18 protein-coding genes and 1 pseudogene are annotated in these 22344 nt (G+C 64.9%); 3 read left to right on the top strand and 16 right to left on the bottom strand.

Annotated features, from left to right (window positions below):
- Window positions 1-7 precede the first annotated feature (7 nt).
- Window positions 8-712: a PepSY domain-containing protein gene (locus tag J1N50_RS08045; RefSeq protein WP_215352449.1), complete on the top strand. Its 705-nt coding sequence runs from the start codon at window positions 8-10 to the stop codon at window positions 710-712.
- The gene (locus J1N50_RS08040; RefSeq protein ID WP_215352446.1) at window positions 709-1443 is read left to right on the top strand and encodes a PepSY domain-containing protein; all 735 of its coding nucleotides are present in this window, start codon (window positions 709-711) and stop codon (window positions 1441-1443) included. The genes J1N50_RS08045 and J1N50_RS08040 overlap by 4 nt, the downstream gene beginning before the upstream one ends.
- A 4-nt stretch (window positions 1444-1447) precedes the next feature.
- Here J1N50_RS08040 and hutC read toward each other — a convergent pair whose 3' ends face one another.
- The 7 genes from hutC to J1N50_RS08005 form a co-directional block, all read right to left on the bottom strand.
- Window positions 1448-2218 carry a histidine utilization transcriptional repressor HutC gene (gene hutC, locus J1N50_RS08035; protein ID WP_137867054.1) on the bottom strand — a complete coding sequence of 257 codons (771 nt, stop codon included), beginning with the start codon at window positions 2216-2218 and terminating at the stop codon, window positions 1448-1450.
- A gap of 204 nt (window positions 2219-2422) precedes the next feature.
- Window positions 2423-3058, bottom strand: coding sequence for a dioxygenase family protein (locus J1N50_RS08030; protein ID WP_058457671.1), 636 nt, complete (start codon window positions 3056-3058; stop codon window positions 2423-2425).
- Window positions 3051-3419, bottom strand: coding sequence for a nuclear transport factor 2 family protein (locus tag J1N50_RS08025; RefSeq protein WP_058457672.1), 369 nt, complete (start codon window positions 3417-3419; stop codon window positions 3051-3053). The genes J1N50_RS08030 and J1N50_RS08025 overlap by 8 nt, the downstream gene beginning before the upstream one ends.
- 88 nt (window positions 3420-3507) lie before the next feature.
- Window positions 3508-3954 (bottom strand): hypothetical protein, encoded by a 447-nt coding sequence (locus J1N50_RS08020; protein WP_197410175.1) that lies wholly within the window; start codon window positions 3952-3954, stop codon window positions 3508-3510.
- A gap of 54 nt (window positions 3955-4008) precedes the next feature.
- Window positions 4009-5286, bottom strand: a complete 1278-nt coding sequence (locus tag J1N50_RS08015) for an MFS transporter (protein WP_246553234.1) — start codon at window positions 5284-5286, stop codon at window positions 4009-4011.
- Window positions 5287-5492: 206 nt separating this feature from the next.
- Window positions 5493-7571, bottom strand: a complete 2079-nt coding sequence (locus J1N50_RS08010; protein ID WP_058801293.1) for a hypothetical protein — start codon at window positions 7569-7571, stop codon at window positions 5493-5495.
- Window positions 7572-7819: 248 nt separating this feature from the next.
- On the bottom strand, window positions 7820-9583 hold the full coding sequence (locus J1N50_RS08005) for a sensor domain-containing diguanylate cyclase (protein WP_137867056.1): 1764 nt from the start codon (window positions 9581-9583) through the stop codon (window positions 7820-7822).
- 328 nt (window positions 9584-9911) lie between these two features.
- On the opposite strand from J1N50_RS08005, the pseudogene J1N50_RS08000 reads away from it, so the two are divergent.
- A pseudogene (locus tag J1N50_RS08000) lies at window positions 9912-10232 on the top strand (ATP-binding protein); the annotation flags it as partial.
- Between the two features lie 408 nt (window positions 10233-10640).
- Here the strand turns inward: J1N50_RS08000 and J1N50_RS17770 are convergent.
- The 9 genes from J1N50_RS17770 to J1N50_RS07950 all read right to left on the bottom strand — a co-directional run bounded on the left by J1N50_RS17770 (window position 10641) and on the right by J1N50_RS07950 (window position 22138).
- Entirely contained in the window at window positions 10641-11090 is a 450-nt protein-coding gene (locus tag J1N50_RS17770; protein ID WP_058457364.1) for a helix-turn-helix domain-containing protein, read from the bottom strand.
- 734 nt (window positions 11091-11824) lie between these two features.
- Complete coding sequence (locus J1N50_RS07985; RefSeq protein ID WP_058457373.1) at window positions 11825-12292, bottom strand: hypothetical protein; 468 nt, start codon at window positions 12290-12292, stop codon at window positions 11825-11827.
- Window positions 12292-13521, bottom strand: a complete 1230-nt coding sequence (locus tag J1N50_RS07980) for a molybdopterin molybdotransferase MoeA (RefSeq protein WP_215352428.1) — start codon at window positions 13519-13521, stop codon at window positions 12292-12294. Before J1N50_RS07980 ends, J1N50_RS07985 begins: the two co-directional genes overlap by 1 nt.
- Complete coding sequence (cobA, locus tag J1N50_RS07975; protein ID WP_058457375.1) at window positions 13514-14299, bottom strand: uroporphyrinogen-III C-methyltransferase; 786 nt, start codon at window positions 14297-14299, stop codon at window positions 13514-13516. Before cobA ends, J1N50_RS07980 begins: the two co-directional genes overlap by 8 nt.
- Window positions 14289-16886 (bottom strand): nitrate reductase, encoded by a 2598-nt coding sequence (locus tag J1N50_RS07970; RefSeq protein WP_058457376.1) that lies wholly within the window; start codon window positions 16884-16886, stop codon window positions 14289-14291. Before J1N50_RS07970 ends, cobA begins: the two co-directional genes overlap by 11 nt.
- On the bottom strand, window positions 16886-17227 hold the full coding sequence (gene nirD, locus J1N50_RS07965) for a nitrite reductase small subunit NirD (RefSeq protein ID WP_215352426.1): 342 nt from the start codon (window positions 17225-17227) through the stop codon (window positions 16886-16888). The genes J1N50_RS07970 and nirD overlap by 1 nt, the downstream gene beginning before the upstream one ends.
- Window positions 17224-19701, bottom strand: a complete 2478-nt coding sequence (gene nirB / locus J1N50_RS07960) for a nitrite reductase large subunit NirB (protein WP_215352418.1) — start codon at window positions 19699-19701, stop codon at window positions 17224-17226. The genes nirD and nirB overlap by 4 nt, the downstream gene beginning before the upstream one ends.
- Complete coding sequence (locus J1N50_RS07955; RefSeq protein ID WP_215352415.1) at window positions 19701-20903, bottom strand: alginate export family protein; 1203 nt, start codon at window positions 20901-20903, stop codon at window positions 19701-19703. Before J1N50_RS07955 ends, nirB begins: the two co-directional genes overlap by 1 nt.
- 2 nt (window positions 20904-20905) lie before the next feature.
- Entirely contained in the window at window positions 20906-22138 is a 1233-nt protein-coding gene (locus J1N50_RS07950; protein WP_215352407.1) for a nitrate/nitrite transporter, read from the bottom strand.
- Window positions 22139-22344: the final 206 nt, after the last annotated feature.

Here is a 22344-nt window from a genome sequence, read left to right as displayed (position 1 = left end):
CAGGGGCATGGCAATCCGTTGGCCACTGTTCGTCCGGCGAACGCATAAATGGCTGGCCCTCGCGGTTGGCGTCCAGGCTCTGCTCTGGACACTGACGGGCTTTTACATGGTGGTCGTTCACATCGACACCATTCACGGCGATCATCTGGTGCGCTCCCCGGTGACCCAGCCCTTCGACCTCGACGGCCTCGCAGCGCCGTCGAAGGTCGTCACGGCCGCGCCGGGGGTGTCCGAAATTCGTCTCCAGCGCCTTTTCGGTCAACCGGTCTGGCGCGCCGAGACCCCTGAAGGCGCGCGCCTGTTCGACGCGCGTTCGGGTGCGCCGCTGCCTGCCCTGACCGAGTCCCAGGTCCGCGAACAGGCACGGCGCATCTTCACCGGTGACGGCAAGATCGTCTCGGTGCGACTATTGACCGAGGCACCTCAGGAAATGCAGGCGCGCAAGCCGCCCTATTGGCAGGTCGAGTTCGAAGGCTGGAACCGTCCGACGCTCTATCTTTCGCCGACGACCGGCGAGCTCATCTCGCGCCGCCACGCACTCTGGCGCGTGTTCGACTTTGCGTGGATGCTCCACATCATGGATTATGATGAGCGGACCAACGTCAACAACCCGCTGCTGCGCGTCGCAACCTGGAGTGTCTTCGCGATGGCGCTTTCCGGTGCGTGGCTACTGATCTGGTCGTTCAAACGCCGCAAGAGGAAGCAGGCATGAAACGCATCCGGCTGACGCCGCTCTTTTTTCGGCGCATCCACAAATGGGTGGGGCTCATCCTTGGCCTCCAGTTCCTCCTTTGGGCCTTGAGCGGCTCGGTGATGGCGTTGCTCGACAAGGACAAGGTCGGGGGACACGGCGGCGGGATGAGCCACGCGCATGCCCTGCCCGCGGGAGAGTATTTTGACGTCGCCGCCTTGCCGCGCGGTGATCCCGTATCCGGGGTGGTTTTGCGCGATCTTGGCGCTCGACCGATCTACGAGCTCCGCACCACCAAGGGCGTGCGGCTGGTCGACGCTACGAGCGGCGAGGATATTCGCGTCGATGAAGGGATGGCCCGCGAAGTCGCATCGATGATGAACGAGGCACCAATCCGCAAGGTGAGCGTGATTGCAAAGCCCAACCTCGAATCACGCGACCATGAAGGTGCGATGTGGCGCGTCGACTTTGCCGACGCCGAGAATAGCAGCGCCTATGTCTCGCTCGATACGGCGCGCTTCCTCGTGATGCGCGGCGATACCTGGCGGACCTGGGATTTCTTCTGGATGCTCCACAATATGGACTATGTGAACCGGAAGAGTTTCAACCACCCGCTGATCATCTTCGTCGCATTCGGCACGTTGTGGTTGTCCGGGACCGGATTCTATCTGCTCTTCAAAAGCTTCAGCCGCGCCGATTTCCGCTGGCTGCGCCGTCGCCGCAAGCCCATCGTTACCCGCAGCACGGCCTGAGCCGTCAGTCCCCGACCGCGAAGGCGGCTGAAAGCTCAAAGCGTGTGCCGGGATGGGAGAGCCAGGCGTGCGACACCAGTCGACCGCTACTCCAGGTCTGCCGGGTCATGCGCAGAATCGGTTCCCCCTCGTTCAGACCAAGCACGCCGCGGGTGCGCGCGTCGGGCATTTCCGCGCGGACGCGGTGCTCGACCCGCTCGAGCGGCGCAGTGCGCGTCAGATATTCGTTGGGCGTCAACTGCGTGAAATCCAGTGTGCCATAATCGGGAGCGGCGGATGCGAGCACGAACCGCTCTTCGAGCTGGATCGGGAACTCGGCCTCATGGTGGACGATGATCGAGTGGAAGATCCTCGTGCCCACCGGCACTTCCAGCAGAACGGCGGTGTCGGCGCTGGCCTTCTCCTCGACATTCTGGATGACCCTCGCCCGGTAGTCATGGCCGCGTCCCCGAATTTCCTCGGCGATATTCCGGATCTCGATCATATGACCGATCGGCTTCGGCTCGGCGATGAATGACCCGCTGCCGGCGCGGCGCACGATGATACCCGCCGATTGCAACTCGCGAAGCGCCCGGTTTGCCGTCATGCGCGAGACATCGAACTGTCCGACGAGTTCCGCCTCTGACGGCACTCGGTCGCCCGGTTTCAGACGACCGTCGCGGATGGCATCATGGATGCTCTGCTTGATCGCTGCGTAGCGCGGTGGGGCATCCGATAAAACGCCGTCGGCAGACCGCTGGGCGATGTTCGAATTCAGTCGAGGGGTAAGATCCATCACCCGTCTATACAGGTGAAACCATATAGATTCCAAGCGTTCCAGACTGTCTTGAGGTAAAACTAGGCGCCGTAATTCGAAGCCACCAAGTCGCGCTTCCGTAGGACGCCGCCCGATTCAGTCACATTTTGACGCGGATTGCCCGTGTAAGGGCGATGCCCAGGCGCATCTGAAGCCCGCCGGTCGGTGCGAGCGCCGCAGCGGTCACCGTCCGGCGTCCATCAGGACGATGTCCCAGCCATAATGGCCGGGTGCGCCGAGTCCGGCAACGGCGCGCTCGGCGCTGCCACCCAGATCCCGATACAGGGCGTCCTTGCTGTTCGACGCATCATCGTCGGAGAAATACATCTGGGTAATCAGGCGCTGGTGTCTGCCCCTCACATCGAAGTGGATGTGCGGGGTTCGGCGGCCGATCGGCGAATCATAGGCGGCGGGCTTGATCGTCGTGATCCGCCACTCGCCCCGCGCGCCCGTCCGGATCGAAGCGAAGCCCTGAAAGTCGGGATCGAGCGGGTTCGCGGCACTGTCGTTCGGATGCGCATAGCGACCGAGCGAATTGCACTGCCAGATTTCGAGCCGCGCGCCGCTGACCGGATGGCCGAAACGATCGAGCACGCGCCCCGTCACCTGAATGACATGGCCCTCCGCGCGTTTCTTGTGCCCCTTGATCCAGGTCAGGTCGGCGTCTTCCTCCGCAAGCCGCTGAACCGGATAGAAGGGACCGATCGTCTGGAACGGCGTTGGGTCAAGCTCGGCAGCTCCAGCTCTGGAAGCCGTTATCGCCGCCAGCGCGAGGACCGAGCCGCCGAAGGCCCGGCGCGAGAATTGGGTGTCAGTCATAAAAATATCGCTCCTCGGTGATCTGACCGCCGCGCACGGTGTACAGGGCGATTTCGGTGAAGGGCTGGCGTTCGCCGCTCGCGGGATCGACCAGCACCATGTCCAGAAACAGCGCGAACTGGTCGCCGGTGACGAAGGGGCCGTCGATGCCGATCTCGTCGATCCGGGCGCCACCGAAGCGGGCGCTGCGCTTGATCCGCGTCGCTTCGATCCCCGACACCGCCGTGCTGATGCCGCCGGGTAAAGCCGCGGGTTCGATGCTGGTCACGTCCGGCGACCAGTAACGGTCCCCGGCGGTTTCGAACGCACCGTCGCGCAGCAGTGCCGTAAAATCGCGGGCGATGTCGTGGATAGATGCCATCACCACCCCTTTCAAATGGCGGCGAAGCGGAGCGCGGCGGGCGGCGCGGGATTGACGCGTCGCCTGCCGTGTCTCCGCACCGGCCCACCTATTTCAGGATCAGTTCCTGATATTCGATGCTGCCGAGTTGCTCGCGCATCTTGCCGCGTTCCGCGCTGGCGGCGCCGGCGGTGCGGTCGGTCTGCGACAGCATGGCATTGACCTTCTTGTTGAAGGCTTCCTGCTGCGCGGTCGTCAGATAGTCCTTATATTCGACGATCAGGATCAAGTCGGGCTCACCGGCTCGCGCATTGTTGGTCGCAAGCACATGATAGTCCACGACAATGCCTTCGGCCTTGCCCAGTTCCTGAATCTTTTTCCAGCTGGTGGCGAGCCAGTCCATATAGTTTTCGAACTGGCCGGGCAGCACGTCGATCCGGCCTGCATTCCAAACCGTGCCCGGCCTGTAGCTCGATTCCTGCGCCATCGCGGGCGCGGCCTGCGCGGCGGCGATCAGTATCGCAGCCCCGGCGAACAATGTTTTCATCTTCGTCATCGTCTCTTCCCTCCAATCTTCCCGTCCGGGATCGGGCGGGCGTCTGCAAAAAAACTAGGCCGGCACGGCGTCGGCGGGCGCGCTGTGCCCGCGCAGCCGGTGACGCAGCACCAGGATCAGCGCCGACATCAGCAGCGCGACGACCGAAAAGACGACGAGCGCGAGCTCGAAGCTGCCCGTCGCATCCTTCGCCGCACCCCAGCCATAGGGCGCGAGGAAGGCGCCGATCTGCGACAGCGTGTTGATGGCGGCCGCCCCGACCGCGAGCTCGCGCACATGCAGCGCCTCGGCCCAGCCCGACGATGTCAGCATCGGGATCGCGAAACACACGGCCGCGAAAGCGAGATAGGCGATGCAAGTCAGCAGCGGTGACGGCGACAGCCCCATGACCAGCACCGCGGCGGCAAGGACGATCCCGCACCGGAAGGCCGCGCCCCAGCGGTCGCCGTTCCGGTCAGCATGGTTGCCAAGGACAAGGATCGCCGCGGCCCCCAAAAGACCGCCGAGCGCCACCAGATAGCCGATCGACTTGGTATCGAGCGCCGTCGCCTCTAGCAGGATCAGCGGCGCATTCAGGATGACCGTCGTGATGACGGCGATCAGCAGAAAGCCGATCGCGCCCAGCAGCAGCACGCGCGGATTGCGAAAGGCGCCCAGCACATCGTGGCGGGCGGGGGCGCCGATCCGCGCCTGTTCGCGCGCCAGCTCGGTCTCGATCCACGCCTTTTCGTCGGCTGTGAGCCAGGCGGACGTCGCCGGGGCGTCGGGCAGATAGCGCAGCACCACCAGCCCGAACACCACGGTCGGCAGGCCCTGGACCAGGAACAGCCATTGCCAGCCGTGCAGCCCGCCGGTTTCGTCGAGCGCGAGCAGCCATCCCGACATGCCCCCCATCGCGACCGACGCCAACGGCGAAGCGATGAAGAAGCGACTGACCGCGCGGCTGCGATGGCAGGGCGGAAACCAGCCGGAAAAATAGAAGATGACGCCGGGGTAGAATCCGGCCTCCGCCACGCCGAGCAGGAAGCGGAGCGCATAAAATTGCATCGGTGTCGCGACGAACATCATCGCCGCCGACAGCAGTCCCCAGGTAATCATGATCCGCGCGATCCATCGGCGCGCGCCAAAGCGCACGAGCATCAGGTTCGACGGAATTTCGAACAGCGCATAGCCGAGGAAGAACAGGCCGCCGCCCAGTCCGTAGATCGTGGCGCTGAACCGCAGATCCTCGTTCATCTGCGTCGCCGCGAAGCTGACGTTCACGCGGTCCATATAGGCGAAGAGATAGGCGATCAGGATCAGCGGCAGGATGCGCCAGAACGCCTTGCCCATTGCGGACCGTCCGATTGCCGATACGTGCCTGTGGTTCGCCGCCATGACATGCTCCCCGGCGCAGACACAGGCTTCCCGTCGCCGGAGCCGGAGTAACCGGCCCGCGCCATGCGCCTTCAAAATGTCTGTTATGCCCGCTGCGGACTTTGCATTTCCGTAGCGTCAGCCGTCAATCGGCCCATCGTCAATAAAGCGTCAAGCGCGCGTCAATTCGGCAAGAGGGGTGATGTTTCCAGACGATTGCTGGGCGCAGGGAGCAGGTCGGGCCAGCCATATTTGTCCCAAGCGGCCGCCAGGCCGATGCGCTGGGCAAAGGGAATGAATTCGGGATGCTGCCAGATCCGCCGGATCGGATCGACATCGGCCCAGATCGACAGCAGGCAGAGCGTGTTCGCGGGCGAGATTGCATGGCTAACGGCCTCGAACAGCCGTTCGGGGTAGCCCATGAAGATCGCGGGCAGGACGATCGAGGCGTCGGCGGGGTCGTGCAATTGCGTCTGCATCATGTCGAGCATCGCACAATAGGTCGCGCGATCCTCGTCGCGGCCGCTGCACACGCCTTGCGCCGCGACGTGCCAATAGGCGTCCATCATCGCGGGGGGCATCGGATCGGTCCCGGCGGGCGGGAAAATGACCTTGTTCAGTAGCATGCGGGTTTGCTGATATTGCTCGACGGCCAGATCGTGCTGCCCCGACGCGGCGGTGGCCACCGCGAGCCACATCGACGGAAAGCCGAGGTCGACCATGCGCTGTCCCGCCTCGATCGCTGCGTCGATATCCCCCAGGTTGAACCGGCCGACCGATCGCAGGTTGAACTTGCGGCCATCGACCGGGTCCTGATCGATCGCCGCCTCGACATATTGCATCGCTTCGGTAGTGCGTCCGCAATAGAGCAGGAACGAACCCAGCCGCATGCAGACCGCCGGATTGTTCGGTTCGAGCCGATAGCCCTGGAACGCCAGATCGAGCGCGCCGACGACGTCGTTCTGCGTCCACTGGTGAACGCCGAGCAGCGAATAGGCGTAGCCAAGGCCGGGGGCGAGTCCGATCGCAGTGCGCGCGCAATCGGCCATGCGTTCCGATGCTGCGCGACGATCGAGGCAGGGGGTGTAGACCGCGATCAGTTGGTGCGCCTCGGCCAGCGCGACCCAGGCCTCGGCAAACTGCGGGTCGAGCGCGACGGCCTGTTCGAGCAGATCGACGGCCGTCTCCAACAGCCCGTCGCCAAACACCCGCGCGCTCAACGACCGGCCTTGCAGAAACAGGTCATAGGCCTTTTTGCTGCCGGTCATGCCGCGTGCCGGCGGCGGCGCCATCGCGATGCCCAGGACATTGCCGACCGCATTGGTGACCGCCTGCGCCACGGTCGCCTGCAACGCGAATATCCCGTCGAGCGATCCGTCGTACCGCTGGGCCCAGCTTTCGAAACCCGTCGCCCCGTCGATCAGGTGGATATGGACGCGCAGCCTTTCGCCCTGTCGCTGGACCGAACCCTCGACAAGGTGCGAGACGCGCAGGGCTTTCGCGATGTCGGGCGGGGCCAGCGGCGAATCCCGGAAATGGAAGGACGAGGTTCGCCCGGCGACCAGCAATTGCGGCACCTGTCCCAGCGCCGTGATGAGTTCCTCGACGACGCCGTCGGCGAAATAATCGGGGGCACCGCCCCCACCGACCGATTGGAAGGGCAGCACCGCGATTCTCGTCCGTCCGCCGCCCGCCGCCGCGGCCGGGACGGGGGGCGCTTCGGGACCGCGAGCGGACCATGCGTCGCGCAGCCGCGCGGACGTGTCGCGATCCCCGGCCCGCTCCAGCGTGGCCAGTCCGGCCTCGACCGCCGCATGCAGCCGCCGCTCGGCATCGCCGCTGCGCCGCGCCAGCCACTGGTTGAAGGCGGCGCCGAAATCCATCTGGTCGAGGATCGGTTTCGTCCCGATCGCGTCGATCTGCGCGATCGCCGCAGGAAAATCCCCACTCGCCAGCGCGCGCTCCAGCGCCGCAAGATCGGTCGTGACGGCACCGGGCCGCAGCGCGACGCTGCTGCGCGAGACGTTCAATATGCCCGCTCCGTGCGGCGCAAGCAGCTTGCCCAGATCGAGCAAACATTGGCGCAGGCTGGCCCTGGCGTGGGCCTCGAAGCGGCCGGGCCACAAGAGCTTGCTCAGGAAATCGCGCTCGATCACTTCGTCGCCGACAAGGCATAATATGGCAAGCAAAGCCCGGGCGCGGCGGTTGGTAATCGAAATTTCATGGTGATCGGGCGCGCGGAGTTGAAACGGGCCGAACACAGACGCGTAAGCTGCGGACTGGCCACGACATGGAGTCCCCACCTGTTCCATTGCCCTGTTTGCGCCTCCCCACCGCCGCGCAATATTAGCGCAGGCCCGACCGGCCCGGCAATCGCAATTTCCCGCACAGCGGCTGCAGGGGATGATCGCGCCTCGCCCTGAAATCGTGACCGGCGCAAGCGCGCCGGTGGCATGAGCGGTAAGTTCCGGCCTCGGAGGCTAAACGCGGTCCTATTCAACGATCGCTATTACGCGGTCGCCGTCACCCGGTTTCGCCCGTCCCGCTTTGAGCGATAAAGTCGCCGATCCGCTTCTTCAAATACGCTGTCAATTTCTGCCAACGCATGCAGTTCTGCAATCCCGCCACTAATGGTGATATCGAACTCAAGCGATGCCGAAAGGATAGCGATCTCGCTTTGAAGCCCTCCGAAAAAACGTTGCGCTGCTGTGATGTCGCCAGCCAATAGGATCAGGAATTCGTCACCGCCCAATCGCGCCACAAGATGATCGCTACCGGAAAGACGCACAATAGCCGCGGCCAGTTCGACCAACGCGCGATCGCCAGCCTTGTGACCGAACCGGTCATTTATGCCCTTGAAATTATCTATATCGATCAAGGCAATACAGGCTGCCTCTCCCTTGATCGGAACGCGCTCAATGGCTGCATCGAAGCCGGCGCGATTAGGAATTTTGGTGAGGGGATCCGTCATTGCGAGGCGCGCGATCTCCCGCTCGCGCGCTCGCTGCGCCGTCACGTCACGGACAGTCGCAACTGTTCCGACCACTTTTTCGTCCGACATAACCGCCTTGACCGTCGCCTCGAGCGTGCGACCCTCGAGATTGGTGGGAGCGAAATCGGCGATCTGGGTTTCGGCGGGATCGGCAAGGGCGGCGCGGCATAGTTTAGCCAGGACCGGACCGATCTTCAGCGCAAGCTCGTCGATCAAGGCACCGCGGCAGGACCCAGCACTTAATCCCAGCAGCTCGTCGGTCGCTCCATCGGCCCAACGGCAACTGCCGCCATCATCGAAACTGAGGATCGCGTCGGGGGAATGGTCTAGAATCATCCGCAGCATTTCTTCCCGACGCGCTGCCTCGGCCAACGCCTCCGCGCGCGAGGCAACGAGAGCGGTCACAGGCAGTGCTGTCCCGAGCAAAATGGCGAGATAGGACTGGAAGAAGATCGCTTCGAAAACCGGGCCGCCCTGCACCAAGGCAACCGGTCCGAGATGGTAGACTGCGGCAAGCGCGCCGGAAATCCCAACGATAACCACCCCCGCTTGCGTGGCGAGGCGACCTGACCGGAAAGCTAGCAGGAGGAGGCTGCAGAGGGGCGCGAACAAAAGCGGGAGACCGCTTTGGCCGAAGACAAACGCGCTGACGGCTGTGTGAAACAGCAAGAGGAACAGATCTTCTGCGCGCTTTCGCGAGCCGCGCATACGGAGCGCCGATACATAGCTCCCGTCGAACCATGATTTTAGAAAGGGTGTCAGGATAACAATGCCGAGCGCGTTGCTTGAGTACCAACGCTCTAGCGAAGGTAGAAATGCCTCGCCATAGTTCACCCAGGATACCGTCGACCCGGCGATCGCGCCTACTGCGGGTGCAATGAGCCCGCCGCAGATGAGAAAGGTGAATGTCGCACGAGCATTGGCAAGAATCTCGCCTTTTTGCGAGCAACGACGTAATGTCCAGGCCGCAAGAAGAACTTGAGCCATGTTTATAAGGCCATACAAAGTAATTCCCGGCGCCCATTCACGGGTCAGGCCGTTGGCGCCAAGATTTGCTGCCCATCCCAACGCAAGTGCGAGCGGCCAATCCGATTTCGGTCGGCTCAGCAAAAGCGCAAGGATCGCCGCATCAGCTAGCCACACGGTTGCGTGGCTCTTGCCGTCACTCGTGAGAAGGATCGTGCCAGCAGCGAGGGTGAAGTATAACAGCGCCCCGGTCAGTAACAGAGCGACGCGGTGTTGGGCCCGGCGAACCGGCCGAATGGTATCGTTTGATGGCATCGCGACTGCTCAGTGTTGCGGCGCGTTATACGGCAAAGTTTGAGAGCGAAACAGCATTTCGATCATAACGGAGAGACCGGCAGAAAGTTTAACAGGACTGTGAGCATCTTATACGTACCCGCCATGCTTGCTCGACGATCGTTCGCTGCGCTACGGATTCTCCAACTTGCCAATATCGGACTTTTCGGTGCGCCTGGAAGGCGTTCCCATCTCCTGCGGAACATCCAAGGAAGATCAGCTTCGCGGCAAAGTGGCGAGTTCGAGAGGCGTCACCGCGGACTCTCTGCGCTCCGAATAGCGGTCGACGAGCTGTTCGGCGTGGCCACGGATGGTGACACGCCTCGAAGAGGAGACCCGGATCGGCAAAGGCGGGACCCTGGCGGCGCAGCTGTCGCGGCTCGACCTGATCGTGCTCGACGAGCTCGGTTATCTGCCGTTCGCCCGCTCGGGAGGGCAGTTGCTGTTCCACCTCATCAGCAAGCTTTATGAGCGCACCAGCGTCATCATCACCACGAACCTCGCCTTCGGTGAATGGCCGACCGTGTTCGGCGATCCCAAGATGACCACGGCGCTGCTCGACCGCGTCACCCACCACTGCGATATCGTCGAGACGGGCAACGACAGCTGGCGCTTCAAAAACCGCAGCTGACAGCCACCTTCGGCGCCTTCAAAAATCTATCTTGCGCTGCGCGCGCCTCCGGTCGGGCTACGCCCGCCCTCCGCCGCACGCAGCGCAAGGCCATCTTCAACAAACCAGCATCATATCCGAAAAGGGGGTCCCTCTTCGACGCCGATCGGGGGTCCCTTTTGAACGCCGTTTGACAGGTGACGCACCCTTCGGGAAAGGCGATCCGCATTGCAGCGATCTGGGCGTCGATGCTGGCTTCAAATTCCGGCTGTTGGGCGACGAGGTTGCGGCGCCATTCGTCAATTATGGCCGGTGACCAGCGCGCGCGGAACAGCCCTGCTTCGGCGAACCGGAGCAGGGCGTCCCTTATCCTGAACGGATAAAGCACATTCGCGTCAAGAACGACGACGAAACGGTCGGCTAGGCACCTCAATCCGCATCGAACTCCTGGCCGAGGCGCTGGAGGTCGGCGAGCGCTCCGCTCCGTTCCACATCCCGCTGCGCGCGGAACGCGAGTACGTCGCTCGCTCGAACGCGCCGATGCGATCCCACCTTGTGGAACGGTATCTTCCCTTCGCTCAGCATTGAAACGAGAAAGGGGCGAGAAACATTCAGAAGGTCGGCCGCCTCTTTCGTGGTCAATTCCGCCCCATAGGGAACGAAGGTCACCATTTCGCCGCGAGCGACATGCGTCAACACGTCGAGGACCAGCTGTCCGAGCGCCGGCGGCAAGTCTACCTCGGTCCGGTCGCCGTTTCGCTGCACGGAAAAAGGCAGACCCTTAGGCGTAAGCGCCTTCGCAAGCGCGCGCGCCGCTTCCGATGCCTGTCGCACTTCCGTCTCTGTAGGGGGCCGCTGGGAAAGCTCCTGATCGCTCATATCATTCTCCTCGCTGCCGGGCTCGGCCCTATATAAGATCAAATCCATAAATGCAATAAGTGAAATATGTGCAATAAACGTAAATGCGCATGTATGGTTGCTCAAGCGCCGAGATTCCGAGCTGTCAGGCTCGGATCGCATGCGATGATCACGCTTGCCGCTACGACGTTCGCATCCCCGCAGCGAGCTTGGCTGGATGCCCGCGAACAAATTAGTTGCGTGGGTTACAATGTGTTGCCCTGCTGCATCATGGCCACAGATTCCGTTACGGCGACCTGCTTTCCTCTGGCCAGCAGGCTAATTTCCGATATTGGCGAAGCGCGACCTGAATGGAGGGCTCCTCCATTTTTACTACGGCGGCCCTCTCGGGTCGCCGTTTTTGTTCGGCGGGTTTGCGCCTCATGTCGGTCGTTGCGACGGGTACCGCGCACCGCCTGAAAGCGGACGTCAAATTTCCTCAGGATCACGGCAACGCAGTTACATATTACTCCCGCTTGTGGCGCCCCAATCACCAGTGGCCGCCTGACCGCTAACGGCCAGCTCCGTCGCTTGCCATCGCTCAACGCCATGAGACTGGCTGCCGTTTTGGCGCTTTCATACAATCGAGAATCGGGACGTCGCGCTAATTGCGCTGCGCGACCCAGAAGAGCTCTTCCTCGAAAGGGGACGGAAATCTTCATCTTGCGCCCGCCGGTTTCATTCGGCGGGCGCATTTTTTAGCTGAGAGCGCAAGGTTAGCGCGCGGTTCGCTCGATCAACTTTCGTAGCAGGTCCCAGAGGTCGTGCTCCTCTTCGATAGCTGAAAACTGCCGTTTCAGCGTGGCAAGCCTCACGAGGGAGTCGGATTCGCCACGGCGGTCGCGAGGATCAATTTCGGTTCGAAAGGCGAGTTCGGTTACCAGGGATGTCACGAATGTCGCTGCGTCCGGCAGGCCCATATCTTCGAAACCGGCACGGGCGGCTGCCCAGCTGAGAACCTTGGCATTTGCGGGTGCATGATCTCCGGACCCAGGCGCCATGTAGGAGATCACCGCTGCGGTGTTCCAGATCTTGCTCTCTACCCTAGACAGTGTCTCTCCGCTGTCGCTTTCGATCTTTTGCCCAATTGCTGCGAGTGTCGCTTTGAGGCTGGCAGATTGCGCTTGCGTTGCCGGACGATCTGGAGCCTCTCGGTTGCACAATCGCTCGATCAACAGGCCCATCAGCACAGCGGCAACACCGGTACGAGATCGCCCACATTTGCCGTGGGAGCGTGGGCGGGGCGGCGAACGAGGCAATCGGCGAGACCGAGCATGGCCTGTCCCGACGCATCCTGGCGATCGCAAATGGCGGCGCCCTCGTAGGATAGCGATGCGCAGAGAAATGCCTCGCGCGGTCCATTTGGCGGGATCGGCCTTGTCGAGTGCCTGAGCTGCCAGGGCAGCGCGTCCGATATCTTTCCTCCGGACAGGCCCGCGATGAGCGGCGCGAGGAAGAGCGAGGCGACGGTAAAGGCCGCAGTCGGGTTTCCCGGCAACCCGAGAACATGCGTTTGTCCCAACCGGCCATACCAAACCGGCTTGCCGGGTTTGATGGCGACATCGGCAAAAGCGACTCCCAGTCCGAGTGATGCGAAGGCCGACCGCCCAAAATCGCGGTCGCCGCGTGAGGCGCCGCCGATGACGACGACCACGTCGGCGGAGGCCTCTTGCTGCGCTTCGGCAATCGCCTGCTCATTGTCAGGAAGTCGGAGCCTCGCGACGACATCTGCACCTGCCAAGACGCACATTTGCTCGATTGCCCCGCTGAGACTGTCCGGGATCGCATTAGGCATCCGCGATGCGCACCCCGGCGCGAGGATTTCGTCGCCGGTCGCGACCAGCAGGATACGCGGACGGCGCCATACTTCGACCTCCGAATGGTCGGCGGCGGAAGCCACGACCCGCCGCGCCGCCGTCATCCTCGTGCCCGCAGCGAGGAGCTCATCGCCCGCAACAAAATCCGAGCCGGCCTTCCGGACGTGCGGCTTGCCGAGCGGCGCAGCGTCGAGCGCCACAAGCTCGCCGCGATGCCGGCAATGTTCGATCATCACGACACGGTCGCTACCATGAGGCAGGGGTGCGCCCGTCATTACGCGCCAGGTTTCTCCCGCCGAGATTGCACCCGGCTTGGCGCCGCCCGCGTAGCTCGTGCCCCTCGAACGCAAGAATATAGTGCCGTTCTTCAGGTCGGCGTCGCGGACCGCATAGCCGTCCATGGCCGCGCAGTCGCGCCGCGGGGCGTCGATCCGCGCAAGCACCGGTGCAGCGAGATGGCGCCCGCCCGCATCGGCCAACGCGACGCTTTCCTTGCCGAGGGGACGGGCATGCGCGGCGAGGATCGCCAAGGCCCCGTCGAAATCGATGGAAGCCGCGCAAGCGCCGGATGTCAGGATGGTCGCATGCTTACCCATGCATCTGTCTCCCGTACGCTTCCGAAATCGCGAGCTCGGAGGTGCCTTGATCGACAACCTCGCCGACCAGGATCAGCGTAGGCGCGTCGGCCGCGAACGACCGGGTCGCAAGCTCGAGCAGGTCGAGCCGCGTTGCCAGTCGGCGCTCGTCCGGGCTGCTGACGTGGCAAGCGATCATCACCGGGATGTCGCCGCGCATGCCGGCGCGCGTGAGCCCGCGCATGATCTCGCCGGCGGCGTCGCGCCCCATGTAGAAGGCAAGGGTTGACCCGCCGTTGGCGAGCGAGGGCCAGTCGATATCGAGCGCTGCGCCGTGCCTGCTATGTGCGGTGACGAACCGCACATCGCGGGCGACGCCGCGGAGCGTGAGAGAGATGCCGGCAGACGCTGCGGCGGCGCACGCGGTGGTGATGCCCGGGCAGATGCGGGCAATATACCCGGCTTCGCGCAAGGCGGAGAGTTCTTCGGTCGATCGGCCGAAGATCGAGGGGTCGCCGCCTTTCAGGCGTACCACGCGCTTGCCGGCGGCCGCCGCTTCGACCAGCATCGCGTCGATCGTGCGCTGGTCTTTCGAATGGCGGCCCGATCGTTTGCCGACGCTGACCATCTCGGTCCTGGCCGGGATAAGCGCGAGCACGCCATCGCCAACCAGCGCGTCGTAAAAGACGATGTCGGCGCGCTCAATCAATCGCACCGCCTTCATCGTCAGAAGCTCCGGGTCGCCGGGGCCGGCGCCGACGAGCCACACGGTGCCGCTCGCGAAATCGTCAGGCTGCATTGCTGGTCTCCTCGGCCAGGATGCGCGCGAGCGCGGGACGGCAGGAGCCGCAGTTGGTTCCGGCACCGAGCGCGCCGCCGATCGCGGCGACGTCGGCGAGTTTCTGGTCGCGGATGGCGGCGACGATGGTCCTCAGCCCGACGTCGAAGCAGACGCAGATGATCGGGCCGCGGTCAGCTTGGGCTCCCGGGGCACGGCCCGCGAGCAGCGTTGGCGCGACCTGTGGCGCCGATAGCTGCGCGATCAGCCAGTCGCGGGAAGGCAGTTCGCCGGTCTCGGTAACGAACAGGGCGCCCGACAGACGTCCATTCGCGACGATGGCGATGCGCTTGGTGCCGCGTGCAGCATCCTGCGCCTCGATCCGCTCCCCCTTGGGAAGCAGCGCTTCGATCGCCTTGAGATCGCCATTGCCGGCCAGCTCCCACATGACGCCCGCAGGAACCGCGACTCGTGTCGCCCACAGGCAGCGCGGCGCGCTGGCCAGCTCGCGCGAGAGGAGCAGAAAGCCGCGCCACCTGGGCACCACCGCGGCGATCGACGCCGGGGTGCGCTTGAACCCCGGCTGGCCCGACACGGGATCGACGAGCGGGCGCGGGAGCAGCCCGGTGCGGCCGCCGCTTGCCGTGCGGTCGGTCCAGTGGATCGGCACGAACAATTCACCGTGGCGCTGACCGGAGTGAAAGGCGACGCGGTAGAGGCTGTCGCCCTGCGGCGTCTCGACGCGCGCGAGCCCGCCGTCGGTGAGGCCGAGGCGGGAGCCGTCGTCGGGATGGATCTCGACGAGCGGCTCCTCGCGGTGACGCGCCAGTTTCGGGGCAAGGCCTGTGCGCGTCATGGTGTGCCACTGATCGCGGTAGCGGCCCGTGTTGAGCGTCAGTGGCCATTTGGTGAGGGGGGCGGGTAGGGGTTTCTGCGTGATCGGGACGAGGCGTGCACGACCGTCCTCCGTGGAGAAGCGGCCGTCGGCGAAGGGATGATCGCCGCCCCAGCGGAAGGGTTCCATCTCGTCATAGGCGGCGGTGCCGCCCTGCGCCGCGCCGGGCAGCGCGAAGAGGCGTGCGCCGTCATTGTCGTAGGTCGAGAGGCGGCAATGCTCGCGCCAGATGTCGGCGGGGCGGTCGTAGGCGAAGGCGGTCTTCCATCCCATCCGCCGGCCGACCTCCTTGACGATCCACCAGTCGGGCATCGCTTCGCGGGGGAGCGCGAAGAGCGCGCGCTGGCGGCTGATCGTGCGGTCGCTGTTGGTGACGGTGCCGTCCTTCTCGCCCCAAGCCGCCGCGGGCAGCCGGACATGGGCGAAGGACCCGGTGTCGGTCTTTTCGATCACGTCGCTAACGACCACGAAGGGGCAGGCGGCGAGTGCCTCGCGCACCGCATTTCCGTCGGGCATCGATACGGCGGGGTTGGTCGCCATCACCCACAGCGCCTTGATCCGTCCTTCGCCAATGGCGCGAAACAGGTCGACGGCTTTGAGGCCCGGCTTTTCGGCGATCGTCGGTGCGGCCCAGAAGCGCTGGACGCGGGCGCGGTTCTCGGGCGAGAAGTCCATATGCGCGGCGAGCGTCGAGGCGAGCCCGCCGACCTCGCGTCCGCCCATCGCGTTGGGCTGACCGGTGATCGAGAAGGGCGCGGCGCCCGGCTTGCCGATGCGCCCGGTTGCGAGGTGGAGATTGGTGATCGCGTTGACCTGATCGGTGCCTGCAGTCGACTGGTTGATCCCCTGGCTGAACAAGGTGACGGTGCGCGGGTTCGCGGCGAACAGCTCGTAGAAATGCCTGAGGTCGGCGGCGGGGACATCGCAAATGCGCGCCACCGACCACAGGTCATTCCCCTCTCCAAGCTGGTCCCAATATTCTGCGGGAGCCGCGACGTGCGCGGCCAGATAATCCTCATCGACGATGCCGGTTTCGCGGCAATGCTGGAGCAGCCCGTTCATCAACGCGACATCGCTGCCGGGACGGACGGCCAAATGCAGGTCGGCCTCTTCGGCGGTCTCGGTACGGCGCGGATCGATGACGACGAGCTTGGCGCCCGCCTCGCAGCGTGCGCGGATGCGCTGATAGACGATCGGATGGCACCAGGCGGTGTTTGACCCGACGAGGACGAAGAGGTCGGCGGCGTCGAGATCGTCATAGGTCGCGGGGACGACATCTTCGCCGAACGCGCGCATATGGCCCGCGACCGCGCTCGACATGCACAGGCGCGAATTGGTGTCGATGTTCGCCGTGCCGATGAACCCCTTCATCAGCTTGTTCGCGACATAATAGTCCTCGGTCAGAAGTTGCCCCGAGACGTAAAAGGCGACGCTGCCCGGACCGTGGCGCGCGATGGTCTCCTTGAACCGCTTCGCGACGAGATCGAGCGCCTTGTCCCAACTCGCGCGCTTGGCGCCGATCGTCGGATGGAGGAGGCGGCCTTCCAATCCCACCGTTTCGCCCAGATGCGTACCCTTGGAGCAGAGGCGGCCGCGGTTAGCTGGATGGTCGGGATCGCCCGCGATCTCGACGCTCCGTTCGCCCGTTACCGTCGCGCGGATGCCGCAGCCGACGCCGCAATAGGCGCAGGTCGTGCGGACGGCCTCCGTCATCAGGCGGCGGCCTTCAGCGTGCTCGCGCGGCAGATGAGAACGCGGCCGCCATCGATCTTGACCGGCACCGTGGGTGTGCAGCCCTTGTCGTCGCCCAGCGCCTCGCCGGTCGACAGACTGATCCGCCAATTGTGCAAAGGGCAGGCGACCGCGCCGCCGTGGACGATGCCTTGGCTGAGACGGCCGTGCTTGTGCGGGCAGCGGTCGAGCAGCGCAAACACCTTGCCCTCTGCGGTGCGGAAGACGGCGATGTCGTCGCCGCCCTCGACCTGCACGGTGCGGCTGCCGCGCACCGGGATCTGGTCGATCCAGCCGATGTCGAGCCATTCAGCGGTGCTCATGCCGTTTCTCCCTGCGGAATGAAGCGCGCCATCGGCGCATGATGCTCGGCCTCGGCGCCCTCGGCGCGCTGCGCCCAGGGGTCGTCCTGGCTGAAGCTCTGCGAATAGAGGAAGCGCGCGCGCAGCGCCTCGCGGCCCGGTTCGTCGTCGACGATGCGCGCCACGATATGCGCGAGTCCGACGCGCTCGATCCATGGCGCGGTGCGCTCGAGGTAGCGCGCCTCTTCGCGGTAAAGCTGGATGAAGGCGGCGCAATAATCCATCGCCTCCTGCTCGTTCGCGACCTTGCAGAGCAGGTCGGTGGCGCGCACATGGATGCCACCGTTGCCGCCGACGTGCAGCTCGTAGCCGCTGTCGACGCAGACGACGCCGAAGTCCTTGATCGTCGCCTCGGCGCAGTTGCGCGGACAGCCCGACACCGCGATCTTGAACTTGTGCGGCATCCAGCTGCCCCAGCTCATCCGTTCGATCCTGACGCCGAGGCCGGTCGAATCCTGCGTTCCGAAGCGGCACCATTCGGACCCGACGCAGGTCTTCACGGTGCGCAGCGCCTTGCCGTAAGCGTGGCCCGAGACCATCCCGGCTGCATTGAGGTCGGCCCAGACCGCGGGCAGATCCTCCTTTTTGATGCCGAAGATGTCGAGCCGCTGGCCGCCGGTCACCTTGACCATCGGCGCGTTGTACTTTTCGACAACGTCGGCGATCGCGCGCAGCTCGGTCGGGTTGGTGAGCCCGCCCCACATGCGCGGGACGACCGAATAAGTGCCGTCCTTCTGGATATTGGCGTGGAGGCGCTCGTTGACGAAGCGGCTCTGCTGGTCGTCGACATACTCACCCGGCAGCGCGCAGAGCAGGTAATAGTTGAGCGCCGGGCGGCACGAGGAACAGCCATCGGGGGTCGTCCAGTGCAGCTTCTGCATCACCTCGGGGATCGAGCGCATCGCCTGCGCGACGATTTCGCGGCGCACATCGTCGTGCCCGAAGCTGGTGCATTTGCACATCGTCTTCGGTCCGCTCTGCACATCGTCTCCGAGCGTCAGCGCGAGCAGATTCTCGACGAGGCCAGTGCATGATCCGCAGCTCGCCGACGCCTTGCAGGTGCCGCGCACGGCGTCGAGGCTGTGCGCTCCTTTGGCGATGCACGAGACGACCTGGCCCTTGGTGACGCCGTTGCAGCCGCAAATCTCGGCATCGTCCGAGAGCGCCGCAACGGCCGCCTTAGGGTCCGCGGCGCCGCCTCCCGCGGCGAAGGCCTGGCCGAAGATCAGGAGATCGCGGAGGTCGGACACGTCCTCCTGTTTTTTGAGCAGGTCGAAATACCAGTTGCCGTCGGCGGTGTCGCCATAGAGCACCGCGCCGACGATGCGGTCGCCCTTGACGATCACGCGCTTGTAGACGCCGCGGCTCGCGTCGCGGAGGACAATATCCTCGCATCCGTCGCCGCCCGAGAAATCGCCCGCCGAAAAGACGTCGATCCCGGACACCTTGAGCTTGGTCGATGTGAACGAGCCGCGATAGCCCGTCGGCTGTTCGACGAGCCCGTCGGCGAGGCTGCGGCACATATCCCACAGCGGCGCGACGAGGCCGTAAACCTGTCCGTCATGCTCGACGCATTCGCCCACCGCGAGTACGGCGGGGTCGCTCGTCACCATATGGTCATCGACCTGAATACCGCGCCCGACGGCGAGGCCGGCGTCGCGGGCGAGAGCGACCGACGGGCGGATGCCGACCGCCATCACGACGAGGCTGGCGGGGATCAGCGTTCCGTCCTTTAGCTTCACCCCCTCGACCTTCCCGGTGCCGATAATTTCGGCAGTGTCGGCGCCGGTCAGGATCGTCTGCCCGCGCGCTTCGAGCGCATTTTTGAGCAGCCAGCCGGCGGCTTCGTCGAGCTGGCGCTCCATCAGGGTCGGCATCAGGTGGATGACGGTGACCTTCATGCCGCGCAAGCTGAGGCCGTGCGCGGCTTCGAGCCCGAGCAGGCCGCCGCCGATCACCACGGCGTCGCCGCCCGCATCGGCGGCGGCGAGCATCGTGTCGACATCGTCCATGTCGCGGAAAGCAATGACGCCGGGCAGATCCTTTCCGGGCACCGGGATGATGAAGGGATCCGAGCCGGTGGCGATCAGCAGCCGGTCATAGCTTTCGGCGAGCCCGCTGCGCGTCGTCACCGTCTTCGTGTCGCGGTCAATATGCGCAACCGGATCGCCGGCGATCAGCGCGATGCCATTGTCGGCATACCAGCCCGCATCGTTGATCACGATGTCGTCGAAGCTTTTCTCGCCCGCCAGTACGGGCGACAGCATGATGCGGTTGTAATTGACCCGCGGTTCGGCGCCGAAGATCGTCACGCGGTAGCGGTTCGGATCGCGGGCGATCAGTTCCTCGACCGCGCGGCAGCCGGCCATGCCGTTGCCGATGACGACCAGATGCTCGCGCGTATCGGTTTCAGCCTTGAGGGGGCGATGTTCCATCAGAGCATCCAGTCCAGTTGCAGCCAGAATTTGTCGGTATCGGTGGCGAAAGTGTCGGCGTCGTAGTGCGCGTAACGGGCGGAGGCGGTGAATTTGCCGAGCTTGGCGCTCGCGAGGAGGTCGATCTCGTTGCCGTAGGAACGCGAGGCGCGGTCGCTGCGATAGTCGTGGTAGACCGCCTGCAGCGTCACGGCCTTGAGCGGCCCGACTGCCTTCCAGCCCCAGCCCGCGCTCGCATAAAGGTCGCGCACGCCGTCGGGCGGGGTGGTGAGGAATTTGTCGGCCCAGCCCTGGAACTTGAACCCGGTGGCGAGCGGGGTCTGGAAGCTGGTCAGCGCCGCGCCCTTGTCGGCGCCGAGTATCTCGTACCCGGCGCCGACCCGGGGGCCGCCAAGATCGATCGCGACATCGGCGAGCCAATAGTCGGCGGCATAATCATTGGGGTTGCGGTGCCAGTCGGACTGACGCGCATAGCTGAGCTGATACGCGATCTTCGCCTTGCCGAGCTTCTGGCTGCCGTCGAGCCGCACGCCGTAGCTCTGGCTCGACATGCGAAAGCCCTGCATTACGGCCTCGTCCTGGTCGACGAGATAGGCGAAGGCGACCGCCTTGCCGATTGGCGTCTGGACGCTGAGATTGCCGAACAGATTGTCGCCCGAAACCGCCTGCTGCCGCGCGCCGGCGCCGTCGATGCCCCAGATGGTGCGGACGCTCCATGCGTAGGTCAGGTCGGCCTTGATGCCCTTCGCCGGGGTGATCTCGATGCGTAGCGCGTCGAAGCTCTGGCCGTTCTGGCGGAAAGGCACCGCACCGACGAAGCGTTCGTCGTCGAGCGCGATCCGCTGGCGCCCCGCGGTGAGCGCGAGGCTCGGCGAGGCGTAGCGGATCTGGGCGCGGGCGAGGGCAATATTCTCGGGGTCGGCGACGAGCGGCCGCGTAGCCGGCCCGTGCAGGCCGTCGAAATAATCGTCAACAACTGCAAGGGTGCCCTGACCCTCGACGAGCGCCGACCAGCGCCCGGCTTTCGCCTCGACCCCGGCGCGGAGGCGCAGGGTCAGGGCGTCGGCATCGGCGGCGAGGCCGTCCTGATCGACCTGTTCATAGCGAAGCCGGGCTTCGCCGAGCGGCTTGAGGGTGACGTCCCGGGCGTGCGCCACCCCGGCCGGCGCGAGCGCCAGCAAGATCACAAGGGTGCGGGTCATGGTTAGATCCGCACGCCTTCGGCTGCGCCCCAGGTCGCGCGCCACTGGCCCTTGACGAAGATCAGCGCGACCAGCGCCACGACCGCAAGCCCGGCGAAGATATAGAAGCCGGGGCCGAAGCTGCCGCTCCACTGTTTCGCAAAGCCGAGCGAGGAGGCAAGGTAGAAGCCGCCGACGCCGCCCGCCATGCCGACGAGCCCGGTCATCACGCCGATCTCGGCAGAGAAGCGCTGCGGCACAAGCTGGAACACCGAGCCGTTGCCGGTGCCAAGCGCGAGCATCGCGATCACGAAGAGGCCGAGCGCGGCGGGCAAGCTATCGGCTTGCGGTACGCCCGCGAGAGCGAGCGCCGCGACGACGAACACCGCCATCAGCGCCTTGACGCCGCCGATCCGGTCCGCGAGCGCACCGCCCATCGGGCGCACCAGCGATCCGGCGAAGACGCACGCCGCGGTGCAATAGCCCGCGATCACAGGGGTCAGGTGGAACTGATCGGTGAAATACACCGGAAGCGAGGCGGCGAGCCCGACGAAGCCGCCAAACGTCACCGAATAGAAGGCCATAAGCCACCAGGCGTCGGCGGTCTTGAGCGGCTGGAAATAGTCGACAAGCTTCTTCGGCGCGGGCGCATTCGGCGCATCCTTCGCCATCGCGAGATAGATGAAGAAGGCGATCGTCAGCGGGATGCAGGCGAGGCCGAGCACGGCGTTCCATCCGAACAACTTGGCGAGGCCGGGGGCGAAGAGCGCGGCGAGCACGGTGCCCGAGTTGCCCATACCGGCGAGGCCCATCGCCTTGCCCTGATGCTCGGGCGGGTACCAGCGGCTCGCAAGCGGCAGCGCGATCGCGAAGCTGGCACCGGCGAAGCCGAGGATGACGCCGAGCGCGAGCGTGCCCGCGAAACTGTGGACACCGAAGGACCAGGCCGCGAACAGGCCGGCGATGACGATAATCTGGCTGATCGCGCCCGAGCGCTTCGGTCCGATGCGGTCGACGAGCAGCCCGTTGACGACGCGCAGTACCGCGCCGGCGAGCGTCGGGACCGCGACCATCAGGCCTTTTTGTGCGGGCGTCAGTCCGAGGTCTTCGGAAATCGAGGGCGCGAGCGGGCCAAGAATGACCCAGACCATGAAGGCGAGATCGAAATAGAGAAAGGCGGCGATCAGCGTCGGCCAGTGCCCGCTCGCCCAGAAGCTCGATTTGGAAGCCGCGGCTCCCGTGGTTGCAGTCGTCATCGTCCGTCCCCTTCGTGTGACGGGCAATAAAAAAGCCGCCAGGACGGCGGCCATGCGGGCGCATCCTGACGGCTTCATTGCCTGTTGGGATTGCGGGGAATGGCTCCCCGTCCGCCTGCGGTTCGATCCCCTCGTTGGAACCGGCGCCGCCTTATCCTGCCCCGGCAGCCTTGCCGAGTGCGTTTAAGCTGCCCGATTCTCGGCTT

It is taken from the genome of Sphingopyxis soli, assembly GCF_018682675.1.
Lineage (GTDB): Bacteria > Pseudomonadota > Alphaproteobacteria > Sphingomonadales > Sphingomonadaceae > Sphingopyxis > Sphingopyxis soli.
Note: the sequence above shows the minus strand (reverse complement) of the source record. Positions and strands in the feature narration are given on the sequence as shown.

Coding starts and splice junctions, on each gene's coding strand:
- J1N50_RS08045 (WP_215352449.1), top strand. CDS start 8: ATGGCAATCCGTTGGCCACTGTTCGTCCGGCGAACGCATAAATGGCTG.
- J1N50_RS08040 (WP_215352446.1), top strand. CDS start 709: ATGAAACGCATCCGGCTGACGCCGCTCTTTTTTCGGCGCATCCACAAA.
- hutC (WP_137867054.1), bottom strand. CDS start 2,218: ATGGATCTTACCCCTCGACTGAATTCGAACATCGCCCAGCGGTCTGCC.
- J1N50_RS08030 (WP_058457671.1), bottom strand. CDS start 3,058: ATGACTGACACCCAATTCTCGCGCCGGGCCTTCGGCGGCTCGGTCCTC.
- J1N50_RS08025 (WP_058457672.1), bottom strand. CDS start 3,419: ATGGCATCTATCCACGACATCGCCCGCGATTTTACGGCACTGCTGCGC.
- J1N50_RS08020 (WP_197410175.1), bottom strand. CDS start 3,954: ATGACGAAGATGAAAACATTGTTCGCCGGGGCTGCGATACTGATCGCC.
- J1N50_RS08015 (WP_246553234.1), bottom strand. CDS start 5,286: ATGGGCAAGGCGTTCTGGCGCATCCTGCCGCTGATCCTGATCGCCTAT.
- J1N50_RS08005 (WP_137867056.1), bottom strand. CDS start 9,583: ATGCCATCAAACGATACCATTCGGCCGGTTCGCCGGGCCCAACACCGC.
- J1N50_RS17770 (WP_058457364.1), bottom strand. CDS start 11,090: ATGAGCGATCAGGAGCTTTCCCAGCGGCCCCCTACAGAGACGGAAGTG.
- J1N50_RS07985 (WP_058457373.1), bottom strand. CDS start 12,292: ATGGGCCTGTTGATCGAGCGATTGTGCAACCGAGAGGCTCCAGATCGT.
- J1N50_RS07980 (WP_215352428.1), bottom strand. CDS start 13,521: ATGGGTAAGCATGCGACCATCCTGACATCCGGCGCTTGCGCGGCTTCC.
- cobA (WP_058457375.1), bottom strand. CDS start 14,299: ATGCAGCCTGACGATTTCGCGAGCGGCACCGTGTGGCTCGTCGGCGCC.
- J1N50_RS07970 (WP_058457376.1), bottom strand. CDS start 16,886: ATGACGGAGGCCGTCCGCACGACCTGCGCCTATTGCGGCGTCGGCTGC.
- nirD (WP_215352426.1), bottom strand. CDS start 17,227: ATGAGCACCGCTGAATGGCTCGACATCGGCTGGATCGACCAGATCCCG.
- nirB (WP_215352418.1), bottom strand. CDS start 19,701: ATGGAACATCGCCCCCTCAAGGCTGAAACCGATACGCGCGAGCATCTG.
- J1N50_RS07955 (WP_215352415.1), bottom strand. CDS start 20,903: ATGACCCGCACCCTTGTGATCTTGCTGGCGCTCGCGCCGGCCGGGGTG.
- J1N50_RS07950 (WP_215352407.1), bottom strand. CDS start 22,138: ATGACGACTGCAACCACGGGAGCCGCGGCTTCCAAATCGAGCTTCTGG.